The organism is Proteinivorax hydrogeniformans, assembly GCF_040515995.1.
In the GTDB taxonomy this organism is placed as follows: domain Bacteria; phylum Bacillota; class Proteinivoracia; order Proteinivoracales; family Proteinivoracaceae; genus Proteinivorax; species Proteinivorax hydrogeniformans.
In genome coordinates this window covers 1050702-1075908 of the sequence record NZ_CP159485.1, presented here as the reverse complement: position 1 = coordinate 1075908, position 25207 = coordinate 1050702, and the positions used below count along the sequence as shown (strand labels likewise).

The 25207-nt window shown below is 36.3% G+C and carries 26 protein-coding genes; 4 read left to right on the top strand and 22 right to left on the bottom strand.

What is annotated here, in order from left to right:
• Positions 1-35 precede the first annotated feature (35 nt).
• The 11 genes from PRVXH_RS05070 to PRVXH_RS05020 all read right to left on the bottom strand — a co-directional run bounded on the left by PRVXH_RS05070 (position 36) and on the right by PRVXH_RS05020 (position 11391).
• Positions 36-1829 (bottom strand): DNA-directed RNA polymerase subunit alpha C-terminal domain-containing protein, encoded by a 1794-nt coding sequence (locus PRVXH_RS05070; protein ID WP_353894228.1) that lies wholly within the window; start codon positions 1827-1829, stop codon positions 36-38.
• Between the two features lie 205 nt (positions 1830-2034).
• Positions 2035-2967, bottom strand: a complete 933-nt coding sequence (queG, locus tag PRVXH_RS05065; RefSeq protein WP_353894227.1) for a tRNA epoxyqueuosine(34) reductase QueG — start codon at positions 2965-2967, stop codon at positions 2035-2037.
• A gap of 52 nt (positions 2968-3019) precedes the next feature.
• Entirely contained in the window at positions 3020-3679 is a 660-nt protein-coding gene (gene phoU, locus PRVXH_RS05060; RefSeq protein ID WP_353894226.1) for a phosphate signaling complex protein PhoU, read from the bottom strand.
• A gap of 17 nt (positions 3680-3696) precedes the next feature.
• A complete protein-coding gene (gene pstB / locus PRVXH_RS05055; RefSeq protein ID WP_353894225.1) occupies positions 3697-4458 on the bottom strand; it encodes a phosphate ABC transporter ATP-binding protein PstB in 762 nt (253 codons plus the stop codon).
• Positions 4459-4477: 19 nt separating this feature from the next.
• Positions 4478-5344 (bottom strand): phosphate ABC transporter permease PstA, encoded by an 867-nt coding sequence (gene pstA, locus PRVXH_RS05050; RefSeq protein WP_353894224.1) that lies wholly within the window; start codon positions 5342-5344, stop codon positions 4478-4480.
• Position 5345: 1 nt separating this feature from the next.
• Positions 5346-6302, bottom strand: a complete 957-nt coding sequence (pstC, locus tag PRVXH_RS05045; RefSeq protein ID WP_353894223.1) for a phosphate ABC transporter permease subunit PstC — start codon at positions 6300-6302, stop codon at positions 5346-5348.
• Positions 6303-6325: 23 nt separating this feature from the next.
• Positions 6326-7225, bottom strand: a complete 900-nt coding sequence (locus PRVXH_RS05040; RefSeq protein WP_353894222.1) for a PstS family phosphate ABC transporter substrate-binding protein — start codon at positions 7223-7225, stop codon at positions 6326-6328.
• A 127-nt stretch (positions 7226-7352) separates the two neighbouring features.
• Positions 7353-9128 (bottom strand): ATP-binding protein, encoded by a 1776-nt coding sequence (locus PRVXH_RS05035; protein ID WP_353894221.1) that lies wholly within the window; start codon positions 9126-9128, stop codon positions 7353-7355.
• Complete coding sequence (locus PRVXH_RS05030) at positions 9121-9816, bottom strand: response regulator transcription factor (protein ID WP_353894220.1); 696 nt, start codon at positions 9814-9816, stop codon at positions 9121-9123. Before PRVXH_RS05030 ends, PRVXH_RS05035 begins: the two co-directional genes overlap by 8 nt.
• 18 nt (positions 9817-9834) lie before the next feature.
• Positions 9835-10875, bottom strand: a complete 1041-nt coding sequence (locus PRVXH_RS05025) for a chemotaxis response regulator protein-glutamate methylesterase (RefSeq protein ID WP_353894219.1) — start codon at positions 10873-10875, stop codon at positions 9835-9837.
• Between the two features lie 159 nt (positions 10876-11034).
• Positions 11035-11391, bottom strand: coding sequence for an FMN-binding protein (locus PRVXH_RS05020; protein WP_353894218.1), 357 nt, complete (start codon positions 11389-11391; stop codon positions 11035-11037).
• A gap of 163 nt (positions 11392-11554) precedes the next feature.
• On the opposite strand from PRVXH_RS05020, the gene PRVXH_RS05015 reads away from it, so the two are divergent.
• The gene (locus PRVXH_RS05015; protein WP_350342624.1) at positions 11555-11719 is read left to right on the top strand and encodes a hypothetical protein; all 165 of its coding nucleotides are present in this window, start codon (positions 11555-11557) and stop codon (positions 11717-11719) included.
• A gap of 72 nt (positions 11720-11791) precedes the next feature.
• Here PRVXH_RS05015 and PRVXH_RS05010 read toward each other — a convergent pair whose 3' ends face one another.
• From PRVXH_RS05010 to PRVXH_RS05000, 3 genes are read right to left on the bottom strand one after another with little or no spacing between them, the layout of a single operon-like run.
• Positions 11792-12514: a ZIP family metal transporter gene (locus tag PRVXH_RS05010; protein WP_353894217.1), complete on the bottom strand. Its 723-nt coding sequence runs from the start codon at positions 12512-12514 to the stop codon at positions 11792-11794.
• Between the two features lie 3 nt (positions 12515-12517).
• Positions 12518-13867 carry a TldD/PmbA family protein gene (locus PRVXH_RS05005; protein ID WP_353894216.1) on the bottom strand — a complete coding sequence of 450 codons (1350 nt, stop codon included), beginning with the start codon at positions 13865-13867 and terminating at the stop codon, positions 12518-12520.
• A 4-nt stretch (positions 13868-13871) separates the two neighbouring features.
• On the bottom strand, positions 13872-15260 hold the full coding sequence (locus tag PRVXH_RS05000) for a TldD/PmbA family protein (protein WP_353894215.1): 1389 nt from the start codon (positions 15258-15260) through the stop codon (positions 13872-13874).
• Positions 15261-15454: 194 nt separating this feature from the next.
• Between PRVXH_RS05000 and PRVXH_RS04995 the strand changes: the two genes are divergently transcribed.
• A complete protein-coding gene (locus PRVXH_RS04995; RefSeq protein ID WP_353894214.1) occupies positions 15455-15907 on the top strand; it encodes a YaaR family protein in 453 nt (150 codons plus the stop codon).
• Between the two features lie 441 nt (positions 15908-16348).
• Here the strand turns inward: PRVXH_RS04995 and PRVXH_RS04990 are convergent, their stop codons facing one another.
• Entirely contained in the window at positions 16349-17101 is a 753-nt protein-coding gene (locus tag PRVXH_RS04990; RefSeq protein ID WP_353894213.1) for a GNAT family N-acetyltransferase, read from the bottom strand.
• A 120-nt stretch (positions 17102-17221) separates the two neighbouring features.
• Between PRVXH_RS04990 and PRVXH_RS04985 the strand changes: the two genes are divergently transcribed.
• Together PRVXH_RS04985 and PRVXH_RS04980 are read left to right on the top strand one after the other, a co-directional pair.
• Positions 17222-17476, top strand: coding sequence for a hypothetical protein (locus PRVXH_RS04985; RefSeq protein ID WP_353894212.1), 255 nt, complete (start codon positions 17222-17224; stop codon positions 17474-17476).
• 20 nt (positions 17477-17496) lie between these two features.
• Positions 17497-17874, top strand: a complete 378-nt coding sequence (locus PRVXH_RS04980; protein ID WP_353894211.1) for a spore coat protein — start codon at positions 17497-17499, stop codon at positions 17872-17874.
• A gap of 37 nt (positions 17875-17911) precedes the next feature.
• Here PRVXH_RS04980 and PRVXH_RS04975 read toward each other — a convergent pair whose 3' ends face one another.
• From PRVXH_RS04975 to PRVXH_RS04945, 7 genes are all read right to left on the bottom strand, one after another.
• A complete protein-coding gene (locus PRVXH_RS04975; protein WP_353894210.1) occupies positions 17912-19087 on the bottom strand; it encodes an HD domain-containing phosphohydrolase in 1176 nt (391 codons plus the stop codon).
• Between the two features lie 88 nt (positions 19088-19175).
• Positions 19176-19823 (bottom strand): hypothetical protein, encoded by a 648-nt coding sequence (locus PRVXH_RS04970; protein WP_353894209.1) that lies wholly within the window; start codon positions 19821-19823, stop codon positions 19176-19178.
• A gap of 162 nt (positions 19824-19985) precedes the next feature.
• Positions 19986-21155, bottom strand: a complete 1170-nt coding sequence (gene thiI, locus PRVXH_RS04965) for a tRNA uracil 4-sulfurtransferase ThiI (protein ID WP_353894208.1) — start codon at positions 21153-21155, stop codon at positions 19986-19988.
• 14 nt (positions 21156-21169) lie between these two features.
• The gene (locus PRVXH_RS04960; protein WP_353894207.1) at positions 21170-22318 is read right to left on the bottom strand and encodes a cysteine desulfurase family protein; all 1149 of its coding nucleotides are present in this window, start codon (positions 22316-22318) and stop codon (positions 21170-21172) included.
• Between the two features lie 78 nt (positions 22319-22396).
• The gene (locus PRVXH_RS04955; protein ID WP_353894206.1) at positions 22397-23719 is read right to left on the bottom strand and encodes a hypothetical protein; all 1323 of its coding nucleotides are present in this window, start codon (positions 23717-23719) and stop codon (positions 22397-22399) included.
• Positions 23720-23728: 9 nt separating this feature from the next.
• Positions 23729-24703, bottom strand: coding sequence for a peptidoglycan-binding protein (locus PRVXH_RS04950; protein WP_353894205.1), 975 nt, complete (start codon positions 24701-24703; stop codon positions 23729-23731).
• Between the two features lie 146 nt (positions 24704-24849).
• A complete protein-coding gene (locus PRVXH_RS04945; RefSeq protein WP_353894204.1) occupies positions 24850-25206 on the bottom strand; it encodes an Hsp20/alpha crystallin family protein in 357 nt (118 codons plus the stop codon).
• Position 25207: the final 1 nt, after the last annotated feature.

Genomic DNA, 25207 nt, shown 5'->3' with positions numbered 1-25207 from the left:
ATACTCAAAAAACGAGCCTTTAAGGGCTCGTTTTTTTATGGCGTCTTTTTCAATGCATAATACCCAGACTTATATCTTTCAAAACGTGGATCTTGAGTTAAGGCATTATATATTGTCTGTTCCTTTGTAAAGTGTGTTTGAGCAACAATCCTGGCTATTTTTTTATAGTACATAGGATCTTTGTGCTTTTTTAAGATATCATAAATGTAATCGGAAATATGAGGGTACTCTTTAATCCCCCATTCAACTAGCCCATATATTCCTCTTCCAACTCTAGCAAAAACATCTTTATGATTAGCTAAAATAGCTCTAGCATATTGGACTGTGATCTCTTCCTTTTGCTGATTTGCCTTTTTAATTATCTCCTTATAATGTAAAGCCCTTCCTTCACTACGCAAAATGTTTATTATTGTATGAACTTTAGTACCTTCACGTTCTTCAAAGTTTACCTTGCCATTTTCATTAATTTCAAAGCAGTTAGCGGAAGCTAAGCAAGCTGGTATGAAGTTTTCTAACATCCCTCTAATTGGAGTTTGTTTTTCGTTTAAAGTCAGGTAAATTTCTCTATCTTTTAGCTCTTCTAACAACTCTTGCTCCTTATAGCTCCCTTTTTGTAGAATATCTACTCCTGTTTGCACAAGATCGCTGTAGTGTTCAACAGGTAACACAACCATTCCCCACACATCATAGTTCAATTGTTGGTACATAGGGTCTATATCTAAAAGCATGGACGTAAAATTTCCTACATTAATATATGGGAGTTTTAAGTACGTACTTAATTCGTTCGCAAAATGGTCGTGGGTAAGCACTCCGCCTTGAACTAAGGAGTAAACATGGAGCCACGAGATAAAATAGATATTTTCAAAGTAAAGGTTAGACATTATTTTATGTTTAAGTTTCTTTATGATCTGTTGAATTCTAGCCCTGGTCAGTCCGTATTCATTCCCTATATCTTGAAGGGTAAATACGTCACCATTTAATCCATAATAACGGCTAATCATCCTATATTCTCTATCATCAATCCCTTTAAACATCTGCTTTAACCACCAGTCGGGATCTTGAGCAACTAGCTTTTCCCTAAGATCATGTAAAAGTTTTTCAACTTCTCGGTAATTTAAAGTCATTTTATCAATTGACCCGCTTAAAAAGCTAAGCTGACCTAATAGATTACTGTTAGTTTCAAATAGTTTGTTGAATAGTCTTCCTTTATATGAGTTATAAAGATCAAACTCATCTAAATCTACTAACTGTGACACATTTTGTATATCTTCTTTTTTGCAAATGTCTAACAACTCATTGTCAATAGGCAATAACTTAACAGAATATTGGCCAATTAGTTTTGACAAGGTCAGTTCAATGCTGCTCCCTTCCCCCACTGGCTGCCCCCAATACTTTTCTTTGCATGCTGCAGCTTTCTCGTTCTCGTCTAGTATAAACTTAATTTTGTACATTATTTCTTCTGCAGATTTTGCGCCAAGATTTTTTATGGATAAAAGGTCCATTACAGAAATGTTTAATAAGTCCCTCACATTTCTTACTCCAAAGTTTTTTAAGCAATTTTTAGATCTAGGAGAAAGCCCCAGTTCTTGAATTTCAGTATCGCAGTTTAAGTGTAATCCTTGCCCTAACTGCCTTTTTAGAATCTGCTTAATCTCCCTTATAGTATGCTCTCCGCAGTTAGTCGTTTGTCGTAGTTCCTTTTCATCGATCAATGAAAGTTGCCCTAAGGTTTTTATGTCCCTTTCGTGAAGAACACGCTGGGCTCTAGCAGAAAGCCCCAAATTCGAGATAGGTTTAAACAATAAGTTTGATTCAAAAAACTCACTCACTAATCTTCCCCCCTCAATTTACACCTTCGTTACATTATTATTTCTCTTTTATAACAGAATCTTTTGTTATGTACACTTCTATATCACATGTCAATATACCTTTTAAATTTTAAATTTTTATTAAAAATTTAAAATTTATGTGCTTTTCTAGTAACTTTAAACTTTTATATAAATAAATAAAGCGCCTCATAGCAATGAGCACGCTTTATTTATCAGTTTGTCTAACGATATTTTCTGCATTTCTTTTTAGTACTTTTTTCCCCCTCCATCCATAAGCCTTTTTACCGTAACGATTTTTAAACTCTTTGTTACTAATGTTCATAAGAGTTTTCAAGTCAAGCCATTCAGGCTCTGTTAAAAAAGTTTTTCCACCTTTTCCATTTAGAACAGGAACATTTTTCGGACATACAATCTGGCAAGTATCACAGCCATAAATTCTATTCTCAGAACGATTTAAAATTGTTAGAGGAGTTTCTTTTTGAATAAGTTGGTTTGCTAAACATTTGCTGTAGTCTAATCCTTCACCCTCTTTTATTGCCCCCACTGGACAACTTTCTATACACTTTCTACAGCTTCCGCAATCAAAGTTTACAGGCGTATCCTCATTAACTTCTAAATTACATATGATATGCCCCAGCCAAACAAAAGATCCCGCACTTGGCGTAATAAGGTTAGTGTTTTTTCCACAAAACCCAATACCAGCAAGGGTTGCTATATGTCTATCTGATAAATGGCCTGTATCTACAAAGGGGAGAAACCTATAGTGCCCTTTTGTAAGAGAGTTTATATAAGCCACTAATTTATTCATCATATTTTTAAGCCTAAGATGATAGTCTTCACCCCATGCCGATGGTGTAATATACCCTTGCTTTTTGTCAGGCGGATGTTGCAACGATAGGCTAACCAAATCATTATATGCCACAGCTAAAGAAATTATCGATTTACATTCTTCCATTAACAAAAAAGGATTGGTTCTTTTTTCAATCTCTTCTGTGACAAAGGGAGGATAGTTATTTTTATCTGCTAGCTGGTGTAAAGTATCTGCATATTCGTTAAACTTTCTCGCCTTGACAAACCCTATTTCCGCAAAACCAATTTCGTATGCCTTACTTTTAATCTTCTCTTTTAAGTTATCCATTTTTATCACCTAAAAATAGGTTACCACAAATAAGCTTCTTATTCCACGTAAACTACTTATTAAGTTCTTTTCTTTCCCCAGTTACTAAATAAATAAGCCATTCACAGATATTAGTGGAATGATCCCCAATTCTTTCTAGATAACTACTAACAAACATAAGTTGAGTGGCTTGATCTATATTTTTTGGATCTTCCATCATATAAGTCAAAAGTTCCCTTAATATTTGTTTATGATGCTCATCTATATGATCGTCATCGTTGCAAACTTCGTGTGCTAATTTAACATCTTCTTTAATAAAGCTCTCTAACGCCTTATTAACCATTTTCTGTGTAAGCAGCGCCATATGAGGAATGTCTACTAGTGGTTTAATTAGTGGTTTTTGATCTATCTTGACACAAATCTTTGCTATATCAACAGCGTGATCTGCAATCCTTTCTAAGTCCGTTATTATTTTTAAAACCGTAGCTATTTTCCTTAAATCTTTTGCCATAGGTTGTTGCCGGGCTATAAGTGCTAAACAGGTTGATTCTATTTCTAGCTCAAGGTTATCTATTTTTTCGTCCCCTTCAATCACTTGTCTTGCCAACTCTAGATTTTGATTTTTAAGTGCAATAACTGCTTTTGATATACTCTCTTCAACTAAATTTCCCATAAATAAAAGTTCTTCTATCAAATCTTTCAATTCTTTATGAAAACCATGCCTTGCCACCATTTTTGATTCCCCCTTTTTTAGCCGAAACGGCCGGTTATATAATCTTCTGTCCTTTTATCCTCTGGGTTTGTAAACATCCTTTCTGTATCTGAATACTCAATTATCTCGCCATTTAGAAAGAAAGCAGCTTTATTGGAAATTCTAGCAGCTTGTTGCATGTTGTGAGTAACAATAATAATTGTATAATCTTTGCTAAGCTTTTTAATTAACTCTTCTACTTTGGTAGTGGCTATGGGGTCAAGTGCGGAACATGGTTCATCCATTAATAACACCTCAGGCTTTACAGCTAAGGCTCTAGCAATACATAAACGCTGTTGTTGACCGCCAGAAAGAGAAAAAGCTGATTTTTTCACCTTATCTTTAACCTCATCCCACAAAGCAGCACCTTTTAAGCTTTCTTCAACTATCTCATCTAATGTGGCTTTATCCCTCACTCCATGAAGTCTGGGCCCAAAAGCTACATTATCATATATGGATTTTGGAAAAGGGTTGGGTTTTTGAAACACCATACCAACTTGTTTTCGTAAATTTACTACTTCTAAATTGTCGGAGTTAATATCATTGCCCCTATATTTAATGCTTCCCTCTACTTTAGCTGATGGGATAGTATCAATCATTCTATTTAAGCTTTTTAAGAAAGTGGACTTGCCACAACCTGATGGGCCTATAATAGCTATTACTCCTTTTCGATCTATATCTATGTCCACTCCTTTAATTACTTTTTCGCTTCCATAACTGATATGCAGATCCTTTATTGAAAAAACTTTTTCGTTCTTCATTTTATTGGCCCCCTAAACTTTACCATTGTTTTGATTTACTATAATAGAATCTTAATCCAATAGCCACAGTATTCAAAATTAAAACGATTGCTAACAATACAAGTGCAGTTCCATAGGCTAGGTGTCTAACTTCAGAAATACTCGAATGTTGAGTAGATAAAATATACAGATGATAAGGTAGTGCCATAAATTGGTCTGTTACACTACTAGGCAGTATAGGTAAAAAGTATGCAGCACCTGTTAATATGATAGGCGCCGTTTCCCCTGCAGCTCTACCTAGCCCTAAAATTGTCCCAGTGGCCATACCAGGTATGGCCGCTGGAAGAACGTTTAGTTTAACTGCCTGCCACCTTGTTGCACCTAAAGCCATAGCACCTTCTCTAAAGCCTAACGGCACTGATCTAAGCGCCTCTTCTGCAGTGGTAACAACAACCGGGTAAGTCATTAATGATAAGGTTAAAGCAGAAGCCATAAGTGAATTCCCTAATTTCATTCCAGCTACAAATATCCCTAATCCAAATAATCCATAGACTATAGAAGGAATTCCTGCCATGTTTCTGATACTTAACCTTATCAATCTATTAAGTTTCCCTTGAGTTGAAAACTCATTTAAATATATGGCTGCCCCTACACCTAAAGGCACCGATATCAAAAGGGTGAGCAGCGATACATATACTGTTCCAACAATTGCTGGCATAATGCCGCCAGCAGTCATCCCTTGTCGCGGTATCTCTGTTAAAAACGTCCAGCTGATAGCACTAGAGCCTTTATGAAAAATAGATCCTACAAAATAAACCATAGCTATAACCGCAAGTAAAGCATTAAGTCTTAAAAAGTTTATACCTAATAAGCTTATAAGTTTTGTTTTAATATTGTGTTTATGCATTTTAATTGCCTCCCTTTATCCCTTTATTTAATACAATATCGGCAATTAAATTAATTATGAAGGTCAAGATAAATAGCAGCGCTCCTAAAACAAATAGCGAATGGTAATGGAGGCTTCCCCAAGGCACATCTGAACCTTCAATAGCTATAGTAGCAGTTAAAGTTCTAACAGAACTTAAATAATCAGGAAGTGTTACTCCAAAATATTCTTTAAGAGGCATTCTAATTGCATTTCCAGTTGCCATTAGCACAGTCATGGTTTCACCTACAGCTCTGCCAAACCCTAGCATTATAGATGCAACAATCCCAGATTTAGCTGCTGGCAAAGTTACTTTTGTCATAGTTTGCCAATCATCTGCTCCTAAAGCTAAAGCTGCATCTCTATAATCGTTTGGTACAGCCTTTAGGGCGTCCTCAGAGATACTGGTTATTGTGGGGAGAGCCATGACCCCTAGCATTATTGCCCCAGTTAGAGCGGTAAGCCCGTTACTTAAGCCAAAAACACTTGCCACTGCTGGAGCCACTACAACTAAAGCAATAAATCCAAATACAACAGACGGTATGCTAGCTAACACTTCTAGCATTGGCTTTAGCAAGTTACGAACTCTACTATTAGCTATTTCTGATAAATAAAGTGCTGTAGAAACTCCCCATGGCAATGCTATAACCAAAGCACCAACCGCTACAACTATAGTGCCTAGTACCTGTGGCAAAGCACCGTATCCTGGCTGTGGAGAGGTAGGCATCCATCTTTTTCCTAGCAAAAATTCTGTAAGACCAATCTCTGAAATTGCTGGCATACCCATTTTTATTAAAAATCCTAAAATAAAGGTTATTATTGCTATTGCAAAAAGGCCGCTGAGGGTAAGGCCCCTCAGCACAAACCATTCTCGCCAATACTGCCTATTTCTACATTTCCCAAGTTCTAAACTCCTTTTAGACAAGCTGATTTTTGCCATTACCCTCAACTCCAATTTTTAAATTATTTTATACCTAGCTGACTAAATGTTTGATTGTTTATGTCGATATACTCCTCAGTTAAAGCATAGAAGCCAGTTTCTCCTAACACTTTCTCTCCTTCAGCTGATAAAACCCACTCAAGGTAATCTAACAGCTCCCCTTCTGGTGTTCCGTTAACGTAAAAGTATAGGGGTCTAGCTATGGGATAAGATCCATCGTCTATATTGCTGCTTTCTAAGGGGGTTACAAAAGGGCCACCACTTGACAGACCAACATTGACTGCATTTACTCCTGAATCTACGTACCCTACGCCAAAGTAGCCAATACCAGCTTTGTCGCTTGAGATTCCTTCATAGATTGCAGAAGAGCCTGACATATATTTAGTACCATCTGCCCAATCTTCTTCATTTAAAATATTCTCCCAAAAATATACATAGGTTCCTGAATTACTTTGACGGGAGTAAACACTTATTTCTCCGCCATCTTCCCAACCTAATTCTTTCCAATCAGTCACTTTTCCTGTAAAAATATCTTTTAATTCTTTAACTGTTAGTTCTTGAACAGGGTTTTCTGGATGTACTACTACCGCCAAGCCATCTTGCCCTACAACAAACTCATTTATCTCCACGTTATTTGAAGCTGCATTTTCCAACTCGCTATCAGTAATATTTCTAGAAGCTTGTGCAATATCCACATTGTCATCTTGAATTGCTGCAATACCTGTCCCAGAACCGCCACCTGTTACTGAAATTGCAGTTTCAGGGTTTTTATCCATGTACGCTTCTGCCCAGTGTTGACCTAAGTTAACCATAGTATCAGATCCTCTAACCTCGATATATCCACCTTGTGAACCTCCACAACCTACTGTCACTAGAGCAAAAAAACTAAGTGCTACACCAAGTACTAAAGTTTTCTTTAACATTTAAACTCCTCCTTTGAATTTGATTTTGCTTTTCTTTATCTAACTTCAGTTCAATTATAACTCCCCTTTGTTATGTCAAAATAATGGCTATGTTAATTTAATGTAAACAAAAAGAAGTTTGCTAAATTTAGCAAACTTCTTTTTGTTTAGGTAAAGTAGCCCAAAAACTTGTACCGTCTTTATTAGAAATTAACCCAACTTCTCCACCAAAACCTTCAACTATGTGCTTAACTATTGATAGCCCTAGTCCTGTTCCTCCTAATTGACTCTCTCTTGATCTGTCGACTCTAAAAAACCTTTCAAAAACCCTCTTTTGATCTTTTAGAGGTATACCTGACCCATTATCTCTAACAATTAAGCGAATAAAATTGTTGTCCTCTTTTAAAGCGGATATCTTAATATCTGTCCCATCAGGAGTATATTTTACTGAATTTTCCACGTAGTTTAACAGTACCTGTTCGATGTAGTCGCAATAGACCCCAACATTTAAATCCTCATCAATCTCAATATTTACGTTATGTTTTTTTTGGATTATTTTTTGATTTAGTAGATCTACCACTTTTAGAGCAGCACCTTTAACATTACAGCAACCTGTTTTTCTTTCCTCGGCCCCTTCTAGCTTTGATAAGGTAAGTAAATCCTCTAGCAGGCTTGATAGTCTTATGGACTCGTTTTTGATGATTTTTATAAAATGGGCCTGGGTTTCTTCATCTAACTTTTCTTCTAACAAAGTTTCTGCAAACCCCTGTACCGCCGTTAAAGGAGTTCTAAGTTCATGGGATACATTGGCAACTAAATCTTTTCTCATCAACTCTAGTTCTTTTAAATTACTAACATCATGGAGAACTATAACAACCTCTTCATTTTCGCCATATTCATTTTTATATACCACAGCCCCCATCACTTGAAGGTATCTTTGCTCATCTCTACCTTCTCCTAAGATTATTTCTGTATTCTGTTGTTTTCCACTATTTATTATTTCGTTTACAAATTTGTTGATATTATAATTGTCAGTTAAGGTATTTAAGTAAGGTTTCTCTTCACCCTGTTGATACCCTAATATATGTCTTGCTGTATGATTTGAGGTCAGAAGTCTACATTCATGATTTATAACCAGCACTCCTACGGGCAAGTTATCTAAAATTCTAGTCAATCGGATCCTTTCTTTATCTAAGTCTTCCACCATCAAACCTAGGTTTTGGCCCATCTCATTAAATACATCCTCTAACTGACCAATTTCATCCCTTGAATAAATCTCTTTTATGTTGGAAAAATTTCCACGTCCAGCTCTTTTGGCTTTATTCATTAAAACTCCTAGAGGTTTTGTTATGGCCTTAGCTAAAAAACCACCTATAATCCACACTAAAATAATACCTACTGAAAAGCCGACATATACCACAAACCTAATTTGAGAAATAGCGCTTCTGATTTCATCTAAGGGTTTAGCTAATCTAAAAAAACCAATTACCTGACCATCGTTATCCAGAATTGGTGCAGCGCTGTATAACATATCAGTTGCCATTGTCCGGCTATATCTTTGTTCTGTAGTTACTCGCCCTTTTATTGCTCCTTGTATTTCCGGCCTATCGATATGATTTTCCAAGTAATGAGGAGGTTTTGCTGTTTCAGATATGGGATTTCCATCTATATCTATAATAGTTACTCTAGCTCCAAGCTTATCAGAGGTTTCTTCAGAAAAACTTTGCAAACCACCTTCGTCCATTGATTCTATAAAGCTAGATAGTAGATTAGCATTGTTGCTAATATTTTCCTCTAATGAGCCTTTATATTGCTTTCCTAAAAAATAAGATAAGTAACTTCCAAGAATTAAAACTATCAACAAAAATAAAATTCCATAGGTTACTGATATTTTTCCCCTTATAGAAAATCTCATCTTATTCATTACCTCTATAACTATAGCCTACACCTCTTAATGTTTTTATAGGTACTTCGTCAACTTTGCTAGTTTCTGCTAGAATCTGTCTTATTTGTCGCACATGGACGTCAACAGTTCGGCTATCACCTAAATAATCATACCCCCATACCTGACTTAATAGCTCCTCTCGAGTACAAACTTTCTCCTCATTTTCTACTAAGTAGGCCAACAAGGTAAATTGCTTTGGAGTTAAGTTTAGTAAAGTTCCTTTATATGTACAGCTATACTGCTCCTTGTTAATTACAAATTCACCCTTACAAATATTTTTCTCCTCAACTGTTTTAAAGTCTAACCGTCTAAAAGCTGCCTTTATTCTCACATTTAGCTCTCTAGGGCTAAATGGTTTGGTCATATAATCATCGGCTCCCACCTCAAGACCAATTATTTTATCAATTTCTTCCCCTTTTGCTGTTAGCATAATGATATACACTGAAAACCCCAAAGACTCCCTAATACGCTTACATACCTCAATACCATCTAGTTTAGGCAGCATGATATCAAGTACAATCAAGTTTGGTTTATACTCTTTAGCCTTAAAAACTGCTTGCTCGCCATCTGTAGCTGTAATTACTGAGTGTCCTTCTTTTTCTAAGTTAAATTTAATAAGCTCTAATATAGAATTTTCATCTTCAACAACTAATATCTTTTTATCCATTTGCTCACCCCTTTAAGGTTATTGCAGTTTTTCTAACTCACTAGCTATTTTATTTATAGGGGCTATTTCAGTCTGAAGATTGTGTTCCACAACTTGCTTTGGCATGCCGTAAATTGTACATGTTTCTTCACTTTCCGCAATTATTTTACCCCCATTTTTTTTCACGGTTTTGCTTCCTTCTAATCCATCTTTACCCATTCCTGTAAGCACAGCCGCCACTAGATTTTTTTTGTAAATTTTTGCAGCTGATTGAAATAAGTAATCTACTGCCGGTCTGCAGCCATGTATAGCAGGCTTTTGATCCAATTTTAAAACAACGTTATTACTACCATTTTTTACTACGGTTAAATGATAGTCTCCAGGAGCTAGATAAATCATTTTATCTTTAACAATTTCACCATCTTCTGCTTCCTTGACAGGGTAATGAGCCAGATCGTTTAGGCGGCGGGCCAAAGTTTTTGTAAAAAACGCGGGCATATGTTGTACGATTAACATAGCACCTTTTAAATTTCTTAAGTCTGTCAATAACTGCGTCAAAGCTTTAGGACCACCTGTAGAACAACCGACAACTATAGCTTTATTTGCTTCTGTTAAGTTTTTTATGCTAGTCTTTTGCTTATTAGAATCTTGCTTCGTTTTTATTTTTTGCTCTTCTTTTTTGTTATCTTTAAGTTTAGCTTGATTGGCAGTTTTTATCTTTTGTAGAATCTGATCTTTTAATTTAAAAACTTCAAAACTGCTTTTAGGTTTTTGCAAAAAGTCAACTGCCCCCAGTTTTAAAGCTTCTATCGTGGTATCTGCTCCTTGCTTTGTTAATGAGCTGAACATTATTACAGGAGTTGGACATTTTTTCATTATTAGCTCTAAAGTGTCTAAGCCACTTAATATCGGCATTTCAACATCCAATAATACTACATCTGGATTATGTTTTTGGATTTCGCCCAGACCAATAAAACCGTTTTCCGCTTCACTAACTACTTGAATATTACTATCCTTTAGTATATCCTTTAATACTTTTCTCATAAAATTAGAATCATCTATTATTATAGCTTTAATCATAATACCACCCTTATCTTAATCTTCTTCTTGTTTAAACTGCAATAGCTAAAAAATACTTCTTATCATAAATTTTACACTAATATGTGACAAAGTCAAAGCCCAATAAACAAAGGACTATAAATATAAAAAAACCCCACTTAATGTGGAGTTTACTAGTATCTATCGAGCTTCTTCTAAGCTGTCTTCTACAGCATCTTTAATTCCTTCACTAGTAGCTGTTGCTCCAGATACATTATCTACATCAGTGCTTTGTTCTTCTACAATGGCTGATGGTATCTGGTCTAGTGCAGGATCTGCTATCTCCTCTGACTCAGAGTGTTCCTCTATATTCACGGACTGTATCTGCCCGTTTGCTATTTCTACTAGAACCCTGATTTCACCACCGTATCCTTGCCCCGTCCCTGTGTACGTTCCATCTATATATTCACCATCACCTGTTGTATCACCGCCTATGGAGCAACCAAACAAACCTGCGCTAAACATTAAAAATACTATCACAACTGAAACCCTAGTCAAAAGTAAATCACCTCCTACGATTAATATTTCTATAATTTGGCCATATTATACAAGAGATGATTTTATAATTTTCTTTACAAAACTTTGGTATAACTTAAATAAATTTGTCAAACAATAACAGTAGCTACCCTTTTAAAAATTCTATAATGGGAGGCGAAAAAAAATGGGTGGAAAATCCACTAGCTACGTAGTTGTTGGATTAGGGGTAATAGTATCCCTACTAGGTTGGTTCATGCGAGGTGAGCTGGGAGCAGGAATTTTAGGTTTTGGCCTTGCTCATATCGTATTAGGTCTTTTAGATACTGCCAGACCGACCGTTAACGATTAAAATATTGTAAAAAAGATTTAAAAAAAGCGGTGATTAGACCGCTTTTTTTATTTGTAAAATAACTTTACTTTTTCAAACTATAATCAATCCTAATAAAAACCCAGCTAAAAGCCCTAAATTGGCTGTATGGCTATGTTGTTTATGTGATTGTGGTATTAGCTCGTCGCCTACAATGTAAATCATAGCTCCTGCTGCTAAACTTAATGACACTGCCACGAAATCTTGTGATATATTAAAAATCAAAAAGCCTAGCGCTGTTCCTACAGGAGTCATTAGTCCTGCAAAAAGTGTTAATATAAATACTTTGCCTTTGCTAACTCCTCCCTTTATAAGAGGAACTGCTGTAGCCATACCTTCAGGTATGTTGTGAATTGCCAAGGCTAAAGCTATAGTAAATCCTAACGTACCTTGAGCTTCAAAGCCAGCACCAATAGCTAACCCCTCTGGTAAGTTATGAAGGGCTATACCAAAAAATATGAAATACCCCATCTTTTTCATTTCGCTTTCCTTTGATTCCTTTTCGCCAGATCCCATATGAGCATGAGGTATTAAGCCATCTAATACTAACATTAAAAAGGTTCCAAGCACAAAACCTAAGGCAGCAATAAATGTTCCTCCTAATTCAACTGCCTCCGGTATTAGCTCTAAAGTAGATATAGCTATCATTATTCCAGCAGCAAATCCTAACATTGTTGATACCATTTTGTCCGGTGGTTTCCCCATCACAATGATTAAAACAGCACCTATGGCGGTAGATAACCCCGCCAAGGTGCTTATTATTATATCGTTAAACATATACTATCCCGAGACAGCTATGCCTTTAATTTTTAAAGACGGGGAACCGATATATCCGTTTGATGGTAGACCAAACTCTAAATCATTTCCTATTTCTTCGATATCCTTTAGTACTTCGAAGAAGTTACCTGCTATAGTTATCTGATCTACCGGTCTTTTAATTTCGCCATTTTCAATTAAATAACCTGCTGCTGCTAAAGAAAAGTCACCGGAAACTGTGTTAGCACCAGAGTGCAGGCCTTGTAGGCTAGTAATAATTACGCCCTCTTCAATGCTTTGTACCATCTCATCATAGCCTTTAGATTGAGGCTTTATAAACATATTTGTTGGAGCAATTCCAACAGCCCCTTTATACGAAGCCTTAGATGCATTTCCAGTAGATTTAACTCCATCTTTTCTGGCAGTTTTTAGGTTGTGTAAAAATGTATTAAGCTTACCATTTTCCACAACGTTCTTTGTATAGGTTGCAACACCTTCTGCGTCAAAAGGTGTTGACATTAACCCTTTTTGGTAGAGTGGGTCATCTACTATGGTCACCTGGCTAGTTGCTACTTCATCGCCTATACGACCTTTAAGTAAAGACATTCCTTTTTGTACAGCTTCTGCTGTAAAGGTTGAACTAAAGGTTGCCAAAAGATTCGCCGCAGTTGTGTTTTTAATGATGGTAGGGTATGTTTTGGATTTTATACTAGAAGCTCCAAGGGCAGATGTTGCTTTGTCCACCGCCTCTTTTGCAACTTTCTTTGCGTCAAAATCTTTTAATTCCTTAGTACCTAAAAACTGCATATCACTTTTTACGCTTTCTCCTTCTTTTACAACTACAGAAACAACGCAATAAGCTAGATTATCTTTGGCAGCCTTTTCTAAACCTTTACTATTAGCTATAAGCTTTTCCCCTTCGGACTTAGCAACTTGACACATATTAACAGACACTACTCGGTCATCTAGCTTATAAGCTTCTTGCTCTAGTTCTTTAGCAAATTGAATTATTTTTTCCGCAGTAAGCTGTTCTAATTCTTTGGAATAACCCTCAAATTCACTATATGAAGGTGATCCTGCAAAAATTTCCACAACATCTTTGTCTTCAATTACTTGAGCATTTTCTTTTGCTTCGTTTACCAGCATTTCTATAGAACTATCATCAATTTTTTCGGTATAGGAGTATCCCATCTTATCATTTAAGGTTCCTCTAAAAGACAATCCTGAGGAATCTGAAACTGAGTAATTATCTACCTCTCCTTTAAAAACTTTAACGTTAAGGCTATCTGTTCTTTGGTAATATAACTCCATGTCCTTAAAACCTTGCTTTTCTCCGGCTTCAAATAGCTTTTGTTTAAATTCGTTTAAGTTCATCAGATTACTCCCCCTTTCTTCCACCGACAGTTATTTCAGAAACTCTTATCATCGGCTGCCCAACATTCGTTGGAACAGCACCACTTACTGATCCACACATTCCTGGAGCTTGTTTAAGGTTGTTCCCAACCATATCAATCTTTTTAAGAACATCAATTCCTCTGCCAATAAGAGTAGCACTTCTAACAGGGCGATCTATTTTACCATTTTTCACTATGTAGCCTTCGTTTACAGCAAAATTAAACTCGCCTGTTGCAGGGTTTACTGAGCCGCCACCCATGTTTTTAGCATACAGTGCGTATTCTGTATTAGCGATAATTTCCTCTGGGGTAGAGCTGCCATTGTCAATATAGGTGTTTGTCATTCTAGATGTAGGGGCAAACCTATAGTTTTGTCTTCTACAAGAGCCAGTGGCCTCCATCCCCATTCTCTTGCCGTTTAAACTATCAATCATATAACCTTTTAAGACTCCATTTTCTATTAATACATTTCTCTTAGTAGGGTTTCCTTCATCATCAATATTAAGCGAACCCCATTCATTAGGCATAGTACCATCATCTACAGCCGTAACTAGCTCTGATGCCACTTGCTCACCAATTTTGTCAGAAAACACAGAGGTTTTCTTTGCCACTGAGGTAGCCTCTAGACCATGTCCGCATGCCTCATGGAAGATTACCCCTCCAAAAGCGTTGTCTATGATAACTGGCATCTTACCGCTAGGGCAAGCCTCAGCGTTAATCATAGTTGTAGCTATCTGCGCTGCATCTTTTGCATAATCTTCGATGTTGATTTCATCGTAAAGCTCGAACCCTTTTAAGGCTCCTGGGCCATGGAATCCAGATTGTTTTTCCGTCCCTTTAGAAGCTATTGCTTGAATAGGAAGACGAGTTCTTATTCTTGTGTCTTCGACTATCTTGCCATCAGAGTTGGCTATTAAAACTTTTTGCTCGTTATCTAAATAGTTTACAACAACCTGGCTTATTTCCTCGCTATAGTTGTTAGCCACCTCATGTGCCCTTTTCATGATTGCAACCTTTTCTTTTTGAGAAATGTCTTTGGGAATCTTTACAATAGGATGAGCGTTTGTAATCTCTTGCTTTTGAAAGTTTAACACTAAATCCATTTTAGTACCCTTTATTGCCATAGCAGCCTTCTTGGCTACGGATAAAAGGTTTTCTCTGCTTGTATCATTGGTATAAGCATAAACAGAGTTAAGCCCATTAAAAATTCTTAATCCCAATCCATACTCTCTACCAGAAATAGTTCGTTCTACAATACCACCAATCATGGTTATAGAATTGTTTCTTGTATCCTCAAGAAAAATTTCTGCAAAATCACCACCAGTTGATAGCGCCTGATCTAAAACATCTCCAATTACTTTGTTATCTAGCAATCTGCAAACCTCCTTAAATAAATATTTCGTTACCCTACAGATAAATATTCTAGACTGGAAGTAATATTCCTGCAATTATTAAAAATATTTCCTCTATATTATCAGTTTGTGTAAAAGGTTTGTATTTTATATAATTATTCCCTATGTTATAATAAAAATATTAGACTTTTACTTCTTTAAACGGGAGGGATTTTATGGCAAGAATATCCCATACAAAACACAAACCTGCTGGTGGCACAAAATTAACTTCTTTAATAAAAACAAATCACAAGACAACTACCACACAAAATGTAAGTGATTTTGATCTTCAATTTAAGATAAGTAGCGTAAAGGAGCAGTTAGATCAAATACTAGACGATATAGATCAGCAAGGGCAAACTCTATCAAAGTCAATGACACTAGATCATCTTAAAAAATATCATAACCTAGTAGCTTCATACATAAAAAAAGCGACAAATGAAATGTACGAACTAAAAATTCGTAGCGGCGAATATTATAACCCTCATAAGCTTTATATAACAGTGGATAACATCGACAAAGAGTTAGAGAATATAACAAATGAAATGCTTAATTCAGAAAAGGATAGAATGTATATTCTTGATAAGATTAATTACATAAAAGGGTTGTTAATTAACATCTCTGTTTAACTTAAAAAGGCTGAGACAAAACCTTTTATTTGCCCAGATTACGATATTAGCTACATGAGTAGTGGTAATAAGTAATATGATGTCGGAAGTTGGTAATAAAGCCACGACCCTAAGACCTTAATTGGCCACGGTAAACATCACGATATTAGCTACATGCTTGGTCCAAACCCTTTTATATTAGGTATTTATATTGGAAAAACCCTGTTTTTTAATTATTGTAAGAGAAAAGCTCCTGCGGTTTAACGAGTCTGGACCCAGCAGATATAGCACCGGCCCTTTATCAAAACCGTGCGTTTTACAGTGGCCAATGCTCTTGCTCTTGGATGTCAGTAAGAGTCCAACACTATTATCAAGATTATTTAGTAAAAGACGGTTCTAATCATCAAAAATCGATGATCGGAACCGTCTTTTTGTATGTTTTGGCTAGATACAGCCTCTTTTTTATTGCTGTATTTTTCTTAGCCTAAACTCTTTTCCCTGCTCTTTAAACCCTAATTTTTTTATCATATTAACGGCTGCTTCATTATCAATCCCGACATTAAAAACAACGATGTCTTCCGTTTTTAATAAGCTTTCAATGGCTGCCGACAGCACCTGTTTACCATACCCTCGCCTTCTTTTTAAAGGGTGGACTTCCACCTTATAAACTTCCGCAATGCTTTTAGTAATGGTATCGACATAAGCCCATGCAATCAAGTCTTTATCTTCTGTTATCCCATAAATTTTTTGCTTTTGAATAAGAAAGTCCAAAAGTTCTTTTGAATACCAGTCCTGATCAAGTTTGATGTCATCTAATTTTAGCAAGGAAGAATCATTTTTCTTACTGGAGTTAAAGTTTTCTTGTGTAACATAGTAATAGCTTCGACTTTTACAAATTACATTATAAACTTTTTCTATAAAGTAATTTTTAACCCAACCTTGGTAGCAATGAATAAAGAAATCTTCTTGTTGACGGATTTTTTTATAAAATCTTTCTATGTCGGCACCTTTTTCACAGCAAAGCCAAAAATAATTATCCTTCTTGATTAAACAGCTTAAGTTTTCATCATCTGTAGAAAAAACTTCCCATCTTGCAGTTCTTTTACTTTGCTCTAATATCCAAACTATGTCGTAATTATTCAAAAGTCCATGGTCCTTAAAACTTTTTATAAGGCTATTTATCTCTTTACTTTTTAGCTTTTTTACACTGGTCATATAAATAAACATTCCTTTCAAAATTTACATTTATATCTATTTTTGAATTAAAGTACCATCATAATAATAGTCTAATAATCACAAACTATTTTTGAAGATATTTAAAAAGGAGGTTTTCAGATGGTGCGACAAAATCAACAACAGGGGCAACAAGGACAGCAACAAGGGCAGCAGCAAGGTCAGCAAGGACAGCTGAGCCAAAAAGAGCTTGCTTATATTGAAGACCAATTAGGTGCTGAAGAACTTGCTATCCAAAAGTGCAGAAATTATGCCCAGCAAACTACAGACCCTGAAGTTAGAGAACAGTGTCAGAACATGGCTGATAAGCATCAACAACACTATAACACTTTATTAAAGCACTTGCGCTCAAACTAAAAAAAGGGAGAGTGAAAAATATGTCTCATAAACAACAACAGCAACAACAACAAAAACAGCAAGGGCAGCAAAATCAACAACAGCAAAATCAGCAATCGCAACAATCACAGCAACAATTATCAGCTCAGGAAATCCTAAATGATGCACTAACAAACGAAAAACACCTGACAAACCTTTATAATACGGCCGCTAACGAGGCTACAAACGACTCTTTAAGACAGGATATGCTCAACATTTTAATGGATGAGCACAATATGGAAGCCTCCATCTTCAACACAATGCAACAACGTGGCATGTACAATACTAAACAAGCAAGCTCACAAGAAATAACTCAAGCTCAGCAAAAATATGCCACAAAACAACAGCAGCAACAACAAAGCCAAAATCAGATGTTTTAAAACCTTTAAGCCAGTCTCTATAAGAGGCTGGCCTTTTTTATATTATCGCATTAAGCTCGCTAAATGCATCATAACAAAGTTTATTAGCTTCTACATCTTTTTTTATGATTTTTACAGCTTCCTGTGGGGTTAACCCCTCCCTATAAGGCCTGAATTCTGTTAGCGCTTGAAAAATATCGCCTACAGCCATTACCCTGCTATAATGTGATAGTGAGTTATAATTAAGTTTTTCAGGATAGCCAGTTCCATCTAATTTTTCGTGATGTTCTCCTGCAATGCTAGCTATCTCCTCCATACCTTGTACACTACGAATTATATGTTTTGTATAGTAAGGATGTCTTTTAATACTTTGAAACTCCTCAAATGTTAACCTGCCATTTTTCTCTAGTATATCATTACTAACCGATAATTTGCCTAGATCATGTAACAAAGCAGCAAGCTCTAATTTTTTTGTGTTTTCATCACTATAGTTATTTTTTCTAGCTATTTGTATCATAAGCTCTGCGAGACCTTGAGAGTGGCGTTTAGTGAACTTACTCTTATTGTCGATAATGCTGCTAAAAACACCTCCAACCTTTAAAAGGTTGGCCATATCCATGTCTATACTCTTGGTATTGTAGGCTTTATAAATACCGGGTAAAGCATTTTCTATATCTGGTTGCCTTAGGTCGAGCCAAAAAGCCTCAGTTTCCATAAGAAATTTTACCGTTTCAACTACCCTTGGACTAAACTCTTTACCACTTCTTTCACTTAAGTAATCCCTAAACACAGTTTTATTTTTCTCCATGGAAGCAGAAGGCAAATATCGAATCTCCAGTTGATCAGCCACAAAAATTATTTGCGAATATATAGGAATGTTATCACCACCGATAAAATAAGGCCCGCTACCATCCCAGTTTTCGTGATGGTAAAGTATGACGCTTTCTAAATAATCGTAAACAGGCAGCTGAGCAACTAACTTACTACCCAAAAGGCAATGATTTTTGACTCTTTCTTTTAAATAATGCTCCTTTGAAATAGTTGTTGTTACACCGATATCGTGAAGTAGGCTAGCTACATATAAATCTTTTATATCTTTACCTTTAATACCTAGCCTCTCCCCTACCTTGACGGCTATATAGCCTGTCCTTTTGGCGTGGGAAAGATGTCTGTTTTCAGCTAAGTCCAAAGCCATGGAAAAAGAAGAAACTAGTGCTAAAATATCAACGTTCATATTATTTCCCCTCCTATGTAATTAACTCCCTTAAATTTCATTTATAAAGCAGTCTCTTTAAAAAGAGGCTGCTTTATAAATGAATGAATTAAAACCTTCTCTTTTTCGTTTGTGATAAAATCATTACTAAAACAGCTCCACAAACAAACGGGAGAGCTAACCTAGCAAAGCGCCTAACGCGAGCTATAGTTACACCTTCTGCAACAATATCATAGTTAACTTCTAAGTTTACAAACTCCTCATGATCTACACGGTCATAAAAAATATAGTTATATGGCAATTGCACGCTAAATGTATATCTTCCTGAACTTACATTTGATGGTGGTATTGGGTTTTCAATTGAAACATAGGTAGTATCTAATGAATTAGCTATACCAGCTACCTTAACCGACGGAGAAAGTTTTTCTATAGTTTTATTTTGGGAGTCTAGTATCTTGACAGTAGGTGTTGGTACTACTATTAGGCCATCGGTTCTTAGATTTTCTACAATTATAACAATATCTGAGGTTGAGTTGTTTATCTTACCAATAAACCCATTACCGTTTTCAATTACATGTGTTGATGCTTCATATCCTAAGCTAACCCTAACATGGTTATCTTGATGCACTTCGTAAAATTGTGGCTTTTCTGTTTGTTCCGATTGGACATCCTCTTCCGTAAAAAGATAGATTCCTATGACACAAAGAATAGCTAATACTATTGCGGAATATATAAGATTATTATTATTTTTAGTCACTTAAGCCCCTCCTTTGCGAGGCAATTTTTGGTCTTATTTAAAATATATTTCTAACTAGCATATATATTTCTAGTTAACTTATTTAAATTCCTTTTTGATACAACAAAGTTAGAAAAGAAGAAACTTCAGAACAAAAAATCATGGGCTTTTGCCCATGATTTTTTATCTGCGGAAGATTTCCGTTTCTATCCCCTCTACTGCCTCTTTTACCAATCCTTCTACATCTAAATTCTTCTCCGCCTCTATACATTGTTCTAAAGTTGGCTTGGTTTTGGGGTTTTGGGGGGTAAATACTGTACAGCAGTCTTCGTAAGGTCTGATTGATGTTTCATAGGTGCCAATTTCGTGGGATTTGTCGATTATCTCGGTTTTATCCATGGTAACTAAAGGACGTAACACAGGAATATCTACAACCTCGTTAATAACGCTCATACTTTCTAGAGTTTGACTAGCCACCTGGGCTACGTTTTCTCCTGTAACTAAAGCTAGAGCCTTTCTTCTTTTGGCTACTTCCTCACCTATCTTAAACATAAACCTTCTCATAATAGTTATAATCATATCTTCGTCACAGTTTAGTTTTATTGCCTTTTGTATGGGGGTAAAGTGTACTGTATGAAGTCTTACTCTACCACAGTACTTACTTAAATCTTTGCACAGGTCATCCACCTTCTCTTTTGCCTTCTGGCTAGTAAATGGATAAGAATGGAAGTGTAACCCTTCAACGTCAATACCTCTTTTTGCGGCCAGCCAAAAAGCCACTGGGCTGTCAATTCCTCCAGATAGCAGGCAAATCCCCCTGCCTGTTACACCGATAGGAAGGCCGGTAGGTCCTGGAATTTTTTCAGCATAAACAAAGGAGTCCTCATCTCTTACTTCCACTCCAATTGTATGTTGAGGGGCCGTTAAGTTCACTCTTAAATGCTCATATTCCCTTAACACAGCCGCCCCTAAATCTCTACCTATTTCCATAGAGCTCATAGGAAAAGTCTTATCAGATCGTCTACAGTCAACTTTAAATGTTACTCCCTCAGTATCTTTGATGCTTTTTTTAGCCAAAGTAACGCAAGCTTTCCCCATCTTTTCCATATCTTTTTCTACCCGCACCGCAGGACTAATAGACACTATGCCAAATACCTTTTTCAAAGCTTCTATTAACTGAGGGCCATCATTCTTTACCGGAACATATAACCTGCCAGCATGTGACTCTATCTTCCTCTTTTCTAAATGGGATATACTGTCTTTCATCCTTTTTATAAGGGTGTTTATGAAAAAACTTCTATTTCTGCCCTTAAGACTTATTTCTCCATACCTAACTAATATAACATCATACATTTTATGATTCCCTCCTACATAAATAGCTGCAGTTCTTCAATAATATCAGCAGTCTTTTCAATTGTATAATCTATTTCTTGCTCATTAGTATAATTGCTTAGGCTAAACCTAATAGCACCTTCGTTAAATTCTTTAGGTAGATTAATAGCTTTTAGAACATGGCTATCACTTACCCTTGAAGAACAGGCAGACCCAGTCGATACATAAATACCCACTTCCTCAAACGCCCTAACTAAAACTTCACCCTTAAAGTTTTTAAAGGCTATATTCAGTATATGAGGCGCACTATTTTCCGGTGATATAACCCTAGAATTCTTTACCTTCTTAAGAATCCCATCCCTTAACTTTTCTTTAAGGTGCGCTATCTGCTTGTTATTTTGGACTCTACTTTTCATCATTTTTTCTGCGGCTATAGACATAGCATAGCATCCAGGAACATTTTCAGTACCCGGTCTTAACCCTCTTTGTTGTCCCCCACCAAAAATCAAGGGTTTTAAACCAACCTTCTCTTTTATAAACAAAGCCCCTACCCCTTTAGGACCATGGAACTTATGGCTGCTAATAGAAAGCAAGTCTATGTTAAATCTTTCAAGACTAATATCTATTTTTCCATAACCTTGAACACCATCTACATGGAATATACACTGTGGATTTTTGCTTTTAACTATTTGCCCTATTTCTTCTAAGGGTTGGATAGTGCCAATTTCATTATTAACTGCCATTATTGAGGTAAGTACAGTGTCGCTATCCATTTTCTCTTTCAGATCATTTACATCCACAAATCCATCTTTATCAACGTCAGCAAACTCTACTATGTACCCTTGCTGAACAAGGCAATCAAAAACTTCACTTACAGATGCATGTTCTATAGGTGTTGTAACTACCTTTTTCCCACGCTTGTTATAAAATCCAACTGTTCCTAATATAGCTAGATTATTGCTTTCAGTTCCACCCGAGGAAGAGAGTACATCGTACTGGTTTTCTATGTCCAAACTATGTAAAAGCTTTTTTTTAGCTTCTTTTATTAATTTTTCCGATTTACTTCCTAGGCTATGTACAGAAGCAGGGTTTGCATAGTTATTTCTTTGACAATCTATATAGACCTGCAAAACTTCTTCATCAATTTGTGTAGTTGCACTGTTATCTAAATACACTGATTTCATTGTTTAATCACCTTCACTTTTTTATCCCTACTTAAATCTATCATATTTTTCCTAAAAAAACAAAGGAAAGGCCTAAACTTACCCTTCCTTTTGTATTCCCTCTATTAACTTTTCTATTCCTCCACTACTTTGCCAATATTCATCTAAAATGGGTTGAACCTTTTCTAAAACCTTTGCTTCTTCCTCTATATCTTTAAAAAACCTGCTGCGTATTGGTAATCCATTTTCAACTGTTTTGATAGCTGTAGTATAGCTAACATCATCTAATACTGTGTTTTCCTTCCAGTGAGCATGTAACCTTTTATCAACTGGAACTAAGCATGATTGCATCGCATAATAATCTACAAAATACCCAGACATAAACTGAACAAAGTCTACAACTAGCTTACTGTGATCATCACCTTTATAATCCTTTTGAACAAATGGTATAGCTGAAACTACTTTCATACCATATCTAGGCTGTTCAGGTTCAATCTGTGGATAGGGAAGCAGCACAGGATTAATTTTATGCGTGCTACCCGGAGCTTTTATTTCATTGTTATCAAGCTTTTCATTTCTCTGTATAGTCTCTAGATAAACCCAGCTATCTGCTCCAGCAATGGCTGGCGCCTCTTTATGCCAAAAGTTTTTAAGCCAATTGGGGTTATAACCAATAACCTTATTCTCTTTAAGATTATCAATCTCGTTATACATTTTAACAAATCCTTGGCTATACCAGTTAAGCTTTTCGTCCGCCTCAACCGCAGTTATATTAACCTGAGTAAGCATGCTGGCAGTAAAATACCCTTGGTAATCGATGACATACATTTCTTGTGAAGCTGATTTAAAACTTTCCGTAAACTCAGTAAATCCCCAGCCTTCTTCGGCAACTTTATCCACATCTTCTAACAAGTCTCTGTTTGCCACAATATATTCACCATTTGCCAAAATGGGATATGCTAAAACTCCTTCTTGCCCGGTAACATATCGAGTTGCTCCTGCTAAAAAATCCTCCTCAAAATTTAGATATTTCTCCAAAGGAAACTGATTAGCTTTATCAACAAAAGGAGTGCCGTGCCAATCTATAATGATATCTGCCATTTTGTTTTGCTTAGCGCCACGCTTCACCCTTCTACTAAAGGTCTCCTCTTCCATCAAAGTATATGTAACCGTAACATTCTCATATTGTTTTTCAAAGTCATTGATTACCTGCTCCCATACTTTATGCTGCATTTCTTCGCTCACGTACATATTAGGGTTAACCATATCCCATACCTTTATTTCATATTGACGCTTTAGGTCTAACTCTGCATTTGGACGATGCTTTCGCACCTTTTGGTCAGCGGTAACCCAAAACACCACCGAAACACCTATACCTATAATTAATAGGCATAAAATCAGATAAACTACCTTTTTATTCATTCCCCCCACCTACCTTAAACCTAATAAATAAATTAAATTAGCATCAGTTTTTCCTGTTCTTGGCAACCTATAATCTGCCTGTAGCCTCTTTACTGCCTCTTCTTCTTCCTCTTTAAAAAAGGAGTCTGCCGGCTCTTCATAAAACCCCTTTTCCCTCAATGCTCTTTGTAAGTAAACCACTGCCTGCCCTCCTGCCCCTTTTTGGTAAACATCTCTAAACTTTGGCGGAGTGCGTTGGGAGTTTAATATTACCGGTGTGCCAATGTCAACCCATTCATAAAGCTTTTCTACATCCCGATTAAACAGTCTAATGCATCCTGCACTTCCGTGACCTCCTATAGCTCCTGGGTTGTTTGTTCCATGTATTCCGTACCCTCCCCATGGCACAGTTAACCCCATCCATCTAGTGCCAAATCCACTTCCTTTGGGGTATCCTTTATTTTTAACATAAAAATCACCTACAGGAGATGGACTTTGGGGCAAGCCTATGGTTACTGGAAACTTCGCGTATTCCTCCCCATCTTCTAACACTGTGAGCTGTCTTTTATCTAGGTCCACTACCAATACCAAATCCCCGGCAGGAGCTTCTGTGATTGCTAGTTTAGTTTCTGCCTTTCCGTCAAACATGGCTTCCCAAACATCGTCACACACTACCCCGTTAGGCTCAAGATTATTATCTCTTTGAAGTTTTTTTACTGCTTCTATTAATGATGCTGAGTAAATCCCATCATGTTCCCCTGTATAGTAGCCAGCCCTTTCTAAGCTAATCTGTAATTCAACTACATCTACCCCTTCTAATGCAGGACTTTGCGGTTTAAGTTGTCTTTTATCTCTACAAAGTGCTTCTGATTCTAAATAAACATCCTTGTTAGAAGAAACAGCTATACTTCCCTCATTAGGAATAATATATAAAGTCATAACGGTTGCAGCCACAAAAGCCAAAAAAGCCAGTACTATATGTTTTTTCTTTATTACAATAACCATTTATATCACCTCTTTCCTTATAAATAAGCTATTCTACATTTTTATTTTTTATAACCCGAAAACTAATATAAACCAAAAAAACTGCCAGCGACCTATATCAAAAAATAGGATAGATGCTGACAGTTTTTCTTTTTATATGTGTTTTGTTAATCGTAAAATGAAAGAAATGGAGCGCGAATGTGCAAGGTGCCATTGTCATAATCTACAAAAGCTAAAGAATCATCGATGGGTTCTGTAAGTGGTATTCTACGATAGAAGCTTCCCTGCATTCTCTCCATAACTCTAAATCGTCTTCCCTCTCGATTGTAACCGCTTTTAGTTTCACCTTCGATAATTATCTCCTCTTTGTTTATTGAAACTAAAGCTTCATCTGGGTCTATACCAGGGATATCAATAAAAACCTCTACCTCATCATTATACTCATAAATGTCGATACTTGGTTTAAAAGGAGGAGGTGGATATATTCCCCTATTCTTTTTCCTCCTCACGATAGCTTTTTGCATT